Annotated in this window: 5 protein-coding genes; 2 read left to right on the top strand and 3 right to left on the bottom strand. The window is 51.5% G+C overall.

Annotated elements, in window-relative coordinates; translation table 11 throughout:
* Window positions 1-259: 259 nt before the first annotated feature.
* Window positions 260-877, top strand: a complete 618-nt coding sequence (locus tag H6F80_RS22740) for a DUF1997 domain-containing protein (protein WP_190793810.1) — start codon at window positions 260-262, stop codon at window positions 875-877.
* A 51-nt stretch (window positions 878-928) separates the two neighbouring features.
* On the opposite strand, the gene H6F80_RS22735 is transcribed toward H6F80_RS22740, so the two are convergent.
* Window positions 929-1,612 (bottom strand): ribonuclease HII, encoded by a 684-nt coding sequence (locus H6F80_RS22735; RefSeq protein WP_190793809.1) that lies wholly within the window; start codon window positions 1,610-1,612, stop codon window positions 929-931.
* Complete coding sequence (rne, locus tag H6F80_RS22730) at window positions 1,587-3,824, bottom strand: ribonuclease E (RefSeq protein WP_190793808.1); 2,238 nt, start codon at window positions 3,822-3,824, stop codon at window positions 1,587-1,589. Before rne ends, H6F80_RS22735 begins: the two co-directional genes overlap by 26 nt.
* Before the next feature lie 110 nt (window positions 3,825-3,934).
* On the opposite strand from rne, the gene H6F80_RS22725 reads away from it, so the two are divergent.
* Window positions 3,935-4,345: a hypothetical protein gene (locus tag H6F80_RS22725; RefSeq protein WP_190793807.1), complete on the top strand. Its 411-nt coding sequence runs from the start codon at window positions 3,935-3,937 to the stop codon at window positions 4,343-4,345.
* A 137-nt stretch (window positions 4,346-4,482) separates the two neighbouring features.
* On the opposite strand, the gene H6F80_RS22720 is transcribed toward H6F80_RS22725, so the two are convergent.
* A partial coding sequence (locus tag H6F80_RS22720) for a TIGR03936 family radical SAM-associated protein (protein WP_190793806.1) occupies window positions 4,483-5,827 on the bottom strand: 1,345 nt, incomplete at its 5' end.

The following is a 5,827-nucleotide window of genomic DNA, read 5'->3' as shown; positions in this document are numbered from 1 at the left end:
AGGTCGTCACCATAAGGGGAAGGCATAGGCACTTCTAGACGCTGGTTTTCCCCTAGCCTAGCGTTCTAACCTAATCGCGTAAAGCTATAGTAAAGAAAGTTAAAGTAATCTCATTACATTCACTTAGGCAATTCCAGAATGACCATTGCTACGTCATATACTGCCTAAGAGCAAGGTTGCTTTTCGGGAAGAACTTTAAACTTTAGTAAAGTAACGGTCACAGCTTATCCTCACTCCCTCGTCTACCCATCTATCCCCCATGTTTGCCCGTTTTTCTGATTCTCAATCGGTTGAGTTAGCTGTTCCTAACCAACCCGTGCCGCTTCAGCATTATCTGCGTCAGCCGCAGCGACTTGTTCGTGCTCTAGTTGATCCAAGCCGAATTCAAATGTTGAGGCAAGATTGCTTTCGGCTGAAAATGCGTCCTTTAAGCTTTCTGATGCTAACGCTCCAGCCTACGGTAGACCTGCAAGTTTGGGCAGAACCAGATGGCAGTATTCGGGTGCAATCGATCGCTTGCGAAATTCGTGGGATTGAATACATCAACCAGCGATTCAGCCTGAATCTTACTGGAGTGCTGATTCCCGAACAGGACGGCGAAGTGACTTATCTACGGGGCAGAGCTAATCTGCAAGTACAGGTGGATGTACCGCCGCCGTTGATGCTTACCCCCCAGCCTATCCTAGAAGCAACTGGAAATGGTCTGCTTCACAGCGTTCTGCTAACTGTGAAACAGCGTCTAATGCATCAGCTTTTAGTGGACTATCGGGAATGGGCAGCGCAGCAAGACAGGGAAACTTGGCACAACTCGCCTAATTCTCTGGCTCCCAACGGAGAACCATTTCCCATGGCCGGCAGCAAGCCTGAATTGGGATAAGCTTGAGGCAACGCGAAAATTCTGTCTCTTAGTGATTACGATACGCTAGCCCTAAAGTTGCTCCAAGGATAGATTTGATGCAGCACAAGGGCTAAACGATCGTCGATGCTGACGCGATGCGCCTTTCTGCTGAAGCGCAAGCCGATGCTTAACGGTGCCATAACCTTTATTAGATGCGAGGTCATAGCCGGAATATTTTGCGGCAAGGCGTAGGATCAGTGTGTCCCGCCAGACTTTTGCCACAATACTGGCTGCGGCAATTGCAAGCGATCTTTGATCCCCTTTAACGATCGCCTGCTGCGGTAAAACAAGCTGCGGCACACAGTGATTTCCGTCGATCAGGCACAAGTCAGGTTGCGGACTGAGCCGATCGACTGCGCGACGCATCGCGAGAAACGTCGCCTGCAAAATGTTGAGTCGATCGATTTCTTGCACTGAGGCAATCCCAATTCGACAATCAATTGCCACCGCTCTAATTTGCACTGCAAGTTCCTGTCGCTGAAAGGCAGACAGCTGCTTGCTGTCTGTGACCCCTGCTGCTGAAAGGCGATCGAGCTGATCAGTCGGGAGAATTACAGCTGCTGCCACTACAGGACCAAATAAAGCTCCTCGCCCAACCTCATCCACCCCTGCAACCAGACCCAGAGCAGAAGCAGCCTCCAAGTCTGGCAGCAGTAGATTGAGCTGTAGTGCAGAACTCTCTAGAGAATTAGCCGACATCCGAACTTGGGTCATCAGTCGCAACCAGGGAAGAGCGACGGCGACGGCGGCGACGAGTTGAATCCAGGCTGAGATCAGAATACCCCCCTTCGTCAGATTCAGCCGACTCAGCCGTGTATCCATTCGACTCAACTTCTGAAACCGAGGCTTCTGGTACTGCTGGCAACTCGTCCAAATCAGCCGAAACTTGCTCTGCTGGTGGAGCTACCGCTTCAGGAATCGTTGGTTGCTCCGGCAAACTGACTTCGCGTAAGCTAGCGGGGTCCTGACGAACTCGCTGTCCAGGCAGTGTGACTGCAACGACCGTAGACTTTAGATCTTTCACCGTCTCAGTTGAAAGTACTAGGGGCGAGATGCCCATTAGAGCATAAACGTCCTGTTCCTCAGGGGTCATTTCGACTGAGATTACCTGGGGTGGTTCTGCCAAGGGTCTTTCCCGGCGCGAAACCCGACTGCGATCGAGTTTTTCCGAGCGATTGTCCCGCTCTCGCACGCCGCGATTTTCTCGGTTTTCCCGACTATCTCGGTTTTCTCGACCGTCCCGACTATCTCGGCTATCTCGGTTTTCCCGGCTCTCTCGGTTTTCCCGACTATCTCGGTTTTCCCGACCGTCCCGACTGTCTCGGCTATTTAGAATCGGCGTTGCGATCACTTCTTCCAAAGGAGCAGGCTCCAGATCTAGCTCCGGCTCGACCCGTCCAACGGTTGGCTTCAACGTTGGTTCACCGACCTTGACTCGCCCACCCCGACGACGACGGCGATTATCTCCTCGATCGCCCCGGTCATTGCGGTCATTACGATCACCCCGATCGCTGCGGCTTCGCTCCCGATAGTCAGGATGATTAGTTAAGTTTAGTTCCTGCAAATCGGCAGCTGGATCTAAATCGGAATCATCAGCCGATCGCTCCCAGGTATCGCGGGCGACTGGACGGGATTCGGCTGTCGCAGGAATTCGCACCGGATCGAGCGGATCAGACAGCGCAACTTCTGTTTCGCCAGGTAGATGAACAGTATGACCCAAGCCACCGCACTGAGAACAGGTGCGCCCAAACAGTTCGTAGATATTTTGTCCTTGACGTTTACGCGTTAGTTCGACCAGTCCCAGTTCCGAGAGCTGAGCAATTTGAGGACGGGCTTTGTCTGCTCGCAGTGCCTTATTAAACTGTTCAAGCACCTGCAACTGATCGCGACGCGAATCCATGTCGATGAAATCGACAATAATGACTCCAGCAATGTTGCGAAGGCGGAGCTGTCGTGCAATCTCAGTTGCCGCTTCACTGTTCGTCCAAAGAACCGTTTCTCTTGCGGTCGCCGATCGGGTAAATGAACCAGAGTTCACGTCAATTACCGTTAGGGCTTCAGTACGTTCGATAATAATATAGCCACCGGAGGGCAAATCGACCCTTGGCTTCAGAGCCTCCCGAATTGCCGCATTGACTCGGAAGTATTCCAAAATTGAGGTACGTTCACGGTGATGGTCAATCAAAATCCCTTGCGGCGATCGTCCTCCATTCCAGTTCGTCAGGTGTTGCTTAACACGCTTCAGCCCGGTATGCGAATCGACAACAATTCGGTTTACATCTGCGCTGTACACATCTCGCAGCACCCGCTGAATAAAGTCATCATCTCGGTTAAGCAAGCAGGGTGGACGAGAGGACAACGCTTCTTGTTGGATGCTTTCCCACTGTTTTTGCAGAGCTTCCAGGTCTTCTAAAATTGCTTCTTCGGGCATTCCTTCAGCTTCAGTTCGCACCAGTAGCCCCATTCCTGCGGGCTTAATGAGAATTGCTAATGCGCGAAGCCGATTCCGTTCTGCTTCGTTGCGAATGCGTCGGGAAAGGTTGACGCCTCGACCAAACGGCATTAGTACCAGATAGCGCCCTGGAAGGCTAATATTTCCGGTCAGCCGTGGACCCTTGTTTCCAGTCGGCTCTTTCATAATCTGAACCAGCACTTTCTGCTGAGGCGCAAGCAGCTCTGTGATCGAGCCTGCCGCCTTACGAAGCCGTAGCGGACCTAAATCGGAAACATGGATAAACCCGTTGCGTTCACTATCACCAATGTTGACAAAGGCTGCATCAATTCCTGGCAGCACATTTTCCACAACACCTAGGTAAATATCGCCAACCTGATGGGTTCCCTTTGCAACGATTAATTCTTGAATCTGATCTTCTGAAAAGACAGCAGCAATGCGGTGCTGCTCAGCGATAACAATTTGTTTTGACATTCAATTTCCTCAAAGTCTGGCAGCTTGGCAGCACTGGCTCCGTCATGCTACTTTCGCTGGAATAAATCAAAGAACGCCGCGTCAGCAAGCAGCCGTTCTGCAAAATACCTATGAAGTTCCTGCCAAAAGCGATCGATTTGACAGGAGAAGCCTTGATGAGAAATCAGCACACCCAATCAGTTGGAGAACTAACAACCGATCTTGAATGCCTGAATAGAAGAAACCTGAGTGAAAGGTGTCTGTACGGAAGAATCTGCTTGAAAGGAGCAGGATCTTACGTGAGCAAGGGAGTGAAAAGCTTTACAGAAGCAGACTTTACTCTGGGTCTGGTGCCGCTCGAATCGTTTTTAACCCTGAGTTTAACCCTAAGAGGTTTCGATTCGCTACGGCTTCTCTTAGTTACGCATTATAGCGCGATCGTCAATGCACGCATCAGTATGTTCAACGTTTTTTGGAAAATACTCAGCTTAGGAAATGGAAAAGGGCGGAAGTTGCAAAAAGGGAAGATTTCTCTGGAATGAGAATTTAACTAGCAGTCCTTCTTGCAAAATAGGCTTTTTCCGGCAGTTGAGGAAACCCAACACGCGGTCGATTGAATCCGCGGTCTTCGATCAACTGCTGTACGCAGGATTGCAAAAGTCAAGAAATCCTTAACCTTTCAACCATCCATCAAGAAAAGCTGACACCGATGAATGTGCAAAAGCCGAAACGATTGTTGAGTTACCTGCTCCAGCATTTGCACCAGATGTTCTGGACGCAGCAGAATTCCATCATTGCGGCAGCTTCCCACAAAACGCAGGATTACAGCATCCTCAAGGGATTGTTCCCGCCGCAGTCCCGGAATCGATCGATCGAGCAATTCGAGTTCAAAGAGCCGTTCCCGCAGATTAACTGACTTTTGCTTACCTGATTTCGTGGTTTGTTCGACCCACAAACTTTCCGCTTCCAAAACAGCTCGAATCCAGCCGTGCCAGTCAGACGCTCCCCCAGGCTGTGTTTCAGCTTCTTCAAAGAGAGGCACAACCGCGATCCAGTATTCTGCTTGCTCCATTGCATGAGTTGCCGCAGGCGCATTGAGGGCGATTGACTCAACGCTAAATACAGGCACCTCCGCAGGCAGTTGAGCACCGAACTTTTGCTGAAACTCTGCCGGGTTCATGGCTTCGGTCAGGTCGAAATCCACAATTTCCCCCAGACTGCTTGCACCTAGCGGTAACGCACTGGCGATCGAGATACGCGGACCCGGATGAAACCCGCCCGTAAAAGAAACCGGAATCGCAGCCCGCCGCACAGCGCGATCGAATAAACGCACAAGGTCTAAATGGCTTACCAGCGTCATGTCGCCCAGTTTGCCAAACTGAACGCGCATTCGCTGCGCCCGCTCCTGATTCGGCACAAATTGCCCCTGAAAGGCGGGAATGGGCGGCGGCGGCACGACAATGTTGTGTCCAAAGTCTAGACCGCAGACACCGCAGTGGGAGCAGCCCTCAAACGAGCAGTCTGGAACGATCGCAGCTTCCAATGCCCGCTGAAGGTCTTCTTTCAACCACTGCTTATCAATCCCTGAATCCAAATGATCCCAGGGAAGCGGCTGATTCAGCGTCTGCTCAGCCTGCAATGAACCCGCATCCCCAAAAACGTTCCACTCCCCGTTTTCGACCTGGCGATATTTCCAGGTGAGTTCAGAAGCAGCAATCGCCTGCGTCCAGGCAGCAAAAGCCCGATCGAGACTTTCCCACCAAGCGTCCATCCCGGCTCCTAACTCCCAGGCATGACGAATTACTGCCGCCAAACGCCGGTCGCCTCGCCCGACAAAGTCCTCCATTGCCGAGATGCGAACGTCAGTGAAGTTAGCTTTTACTCCCCGAATGGTGCGGAACTCTTGCTGAAGGAGTTTCTGCTTTCGGATGAGTTCAGCCGTTGCGACCGAGTGCCACTGAAAAGGCGTGTGAGGTTTCGGTGTGAAGTTTGAGATGGTGACATTAAAGCCAAGCGGCTTTCTA

The organism is Leptolyngbya sp. FACHB-711 (genome assembly GCF_014695615.1).
Classification (GTDB): domain Bacteria; phylum Cyanobacteriota; class Cyanobacteriia; order Elainellales; family Elainellaceae; genus Leptolyngbya_A.
This window is presented reverse-complemented; position numbering and strand designations above follow the sequence as displayed.